Genomic DNA, 3,221 nt, shown 5'->3' with positions numbered 1-3,221 from the left:
AGCACGAAGTCCGCGGGGTCCATCCGCCCGGGCGGCCGCCCGATGCCGACGCGCACGCGCACGTAGTCCCCGCCGCCGAGCCGCTCGCTGAGCGACCGCAACCCGTTGTGGCCACCGTGGCCTCCCCCTCGCTTCACGCGCACGACGCCCGGCGCCAGGTCGAGGTCGTCGTGCACCACGACGAGGTCGCCGATGCCGGCCTCGTAGCGCTCGGCGAGCTTGGCCACCGCGTTGCCCGAGACGTTCATGAACGCCATCGGCTCAGCGAGCAGCAGCTCCTCGTCACCGAGGCGCACGAGCGAGGTGCGCGCGCCGGCCTCGTCCTTCCAGTAGGCCGCGCGAAGGTTCTCGGCAAGAAGGTCGACGACGATGAAGCCCGCGTTGTGGCGGGAGGACTCGTACTCGGGCCCGGGGTTGCCGAGCCCGACGACGATGCGGGTCATGGTGTGGTGCAGCTCCTCGAGAAGGCGGCCGCCGCGACGGGCGCGGCGGGGGCGCTACTCCTCTTCCTCGGACTTCTCGCCGATGACCTCCGGCTCCGCGGCCTCCTCGACCGGGGCGGCCTCCTCGACCTCGACGCGCGGCGCGACGACCGAGCACACGACGCTGTCGGGGTCGGTGAGCACCGTGACGCCGGCGGGGACGATGAGTGCGGAGACGTGGAGGTTGTCGCCGACCTCGAGCGCCGAGATGTCCGCCTCGATCGCCTCGGGCAGGTCCTTCGGCAGCGCCTCGACCTCGACGCCGTGCAGGTTCGCGGTGAAGACGCCACCCGCCTTCACGCCGGCGCACTCCTCCGAGAAGTGGATCGTGACCGAGGCGTGGATCGGGCGGTCCATGCTCACCGCGAGGAAGTCGACGTGGCGCACGGTGTCCTTGGTCGGGTCGCGATGGATGCTCTTGATGACGGCGTCGACGGGCTTGGCCTCGCCCTCGACCTCGATCCTGAGGATCGGCGTGTGGCCGGCCCCGTGCGCGAGGAACTGCTCGAAGTCGTGGCGGTCGAGCGAGATCGAGACGGTCTCGCGGCCGCGGCCGTACAGGACGGCAGGGATGAGCCCGGCGCCCTTCAGTCGGCGGGACGCCTTCCCGATCACGGTACGGCGGGCGGCCTTGATGGTGGCGGCTTCAGCGGACATGGTGCGATTCCTCCTACAACTGGAAGTCGGGGTCGAACAGCTCGGACACGGACTCGTTCTTGAAGACGTTGTCGATGGCGTGCGCGAACAGCGGCGCCGCCGAGAGCACGCGGATCTTGCCGTGGCGCCGCTCCTCGGGCACCGGCACGGTGTTCATCACCACGAGCTCCGTTATCGGCGCGGACTCGATGCGCTCGTAGGCCGGCGGCGAGAAGATGCCGTGCGTCGCGGTGACGTACACCTCGCGTGCGCCGGCGTTCATCAGCGCTTTGGCACCTTCGGTGATCGAGCCTCCGGTGTCGATCATGTCGTCGGACAGGATACACACCTTGTCCGCGACCTCGCCGATGATGTGCGTGATCTCGGCGACGTTGTGCTGCGGGCGCCCCTTGTGCAGCACGGCGAGGTCGCCGCCGAGCATGTCGGCGAACTTCTTGGCGACCTTCACGCGCCCGACGTCCGGCGACACGACACAGATGTCGGGCAGGCTGAGTGCCTGGAAGTAGTCGGCCAGTATCGGCAGCGCCGTCAGATGGTTGACCGCCTGGTCGAAGAAGCCCTGGATCTGGCCCTGGTGCAGGTCCATCGTGATGACCCGGTCGACGCCGGCCACCGTGAGCAGGTCGGCGACCAGCTTCGCCGTGATCGGCTCGCGCGCCGCCGACTTCTTGTCCTGGCGCGCGTAGCCGTAGTGGCTGATGACCGCGGTGATGCTCTGCGCCGAGGCGCGCTTGGCCGCGTCGGCCATGATGAGCAGCTCCATGAGCGTGGAGTTGACCGGCGCGCACACCGACTGGACGAGGAAGACGTCGGCGCCCCGCACCGACTCGCGGTAGCGGACGTAGATCTCGCCGTTCGCGAACTGCGTGATCGTGATGTTGCCCAGCTCGATGCCGAGGTGCTCGGCGATGCCGCCGGCGAGCTCGGGATTGCTCGTCCCCGCGAACACGACCATGCGCTTGCCGTCACACATGCGCGCTACCCTTCACTTGTCCTTTGCGTCGTCCCGCTCATGCTCGCGCCGCCGTTTGTCGGCCCACCCGTCGATGATGCGCACGTCGGTGCGCTCCACGGCGAGCGAGCCGGGCGGGACGTCCTTCGAGATCGTGCTGCCGGCCCCGGTCACGGAGCCCGCGCCGACCTCGACCGGCGCGACGAGCATGGTATCAGAGCCGATGAACGCGCCGTCGCCGATGCGCGTGGGGTGCTTGTCCCAACCATCGTAGTTGCAGGTGATGGAGCCTGCGCCCACGTTCACGCCGTCACCGATCTCCGCGTCACCGATGTACGAGAGGTGCGGGACCTTGCTGCCCGCACCGATGCGCGACTTCTTGATCTCGACGCTGGTGCCGACACGCGCGCGCGCCCCGAGCACGGTCCCGGCGCGCAGGAACGCGCGGGGCCCGACCGAAGCGCCGTCGCCCACCGTGCTGCCCACGACCACGGACGAGTCGACCACCGCGCCGGCGCCGACCTGCGAGTCGGTCACACGCGAGTCCGGCCCGATGACGGCGCCGTCCGCCACCGAGGTGGCGCCGGCGAGGACGGTCATCGGCTCGAGGACCACGTCCCGGCCGATCGTCACGTCCGGACCGACCCACACGAGCTCCGGGTCGGTCATCGTCACGCCGGCGAGCATGTGACCGGTGTTGATGCGCCGCTGGAGCAGCTTCGCGGCGTGGGCCAACTGAACGCGATCGTTGATGCCGTGCGACTCCTCGGCGTCGTCCGACGCAAGGGCCGCCACCTCGCGTCCGCCTGCCGCCAGGATGCCGACGACGTCGGTGAGGTAGTACTCGCCCTGGTCGTTGTGCGACTCTACGGTGCGAAGCGCCTCGAACAGCGCCGCGGCGTCGAAGCAGTACACCCCCACGTTGCACTCGCGCACGCGCTCGTGCTCCGGCGGCAGGTCGCGATGCTCGATGATCGCGCTCACGGCGCCGGCGCCGTCGCGGACCACCCGGCCGTAGCCGGTCGGGTCCGCGAACTCGAACGACAGGAGCACGCACGCGGCGCCGGTGCGCTCGCGCTCGGCCACGAGCCGCGCGATGGTCTCGGGCCTGATGAGCGGGACGTCGCCCG

Annotated in this window: 4 protein-coding genes; all 4 read right to left on the bottom strand. The window is 70.1% G+C overall.

Features of this window, described 5'->3' with window-relative positions:
- A partial coding sequence (locus FDZ70_08320) for an aminoacyl-tRNA hydrolase (GenBank protein TLM72659.1) occupies positions 1-443 on the bottom strand: 443 nt, incomplete at its 3' end.
- Positions 444-497: 54 nt separating this feature from the next.
- On the bottom strand, positions 498-1,139 hold the full coding sequence (locus FDZ70_08315; GenBank protein ID TLM72658.1) for a 50S ribosomal protein L25: 642 nt from the start codon (positions 1,137-1,139) through the stop codon (positions 498-500).
- Between the two features lie 13 nt (positions 1,140-1,152).
- Entirely contained in the window at positions 1,153-2,112 is a 960-nt protein-coding gene (locus FDZ70_08310; protein TLM72657.1) for a ribose-phosphate pyrophosphokinase, read from the bottom strand.
- Between the two features lie 12 nt (positions 2,113-2,124).
- Positions 2,125-3,221, bottom strand: a 1,097-nt coding sequence (gene glmU / locus FDZ70_08305) for a UDP-N-acetylglucosamine diphosphorylase/glucosamine-1-phosphate N-acetyltransferase (GenBank protein ID TLM72656.1), incomplete at its 5' end; no start/stop codon positions are given.

This window comes from Actinomycetota bacterium (assembly GCA_005774595.1).
In the GTDB taxonomy this organism is placed as follows: Bacteria; Actinomycetota; Coriobacteriia; order Anaerosomatales; family D1FN1-002; genus D1FN1-002.
This window is presented reverse-complemented; position numbering and strand designations above follow the sequence as displayed.

Excerpts from the sequence above, each read along its gene's own strand:
- FDZ70_08315 (TLM72658.1), bottom strand. The coding sequence starts at position 1,139 with ATGTCCGCTGAAGCCGCCACCATCAAGGCCGCCCGCCGTACCGTGATC.
- FDZ70_08310 (TLM72657.1), bottom strand. The coding sequence starts at position 2,112 with ATGTGTGACGGCAAGCGCATGGTCGTGTTCGCGGGGACGAGCAATCCC.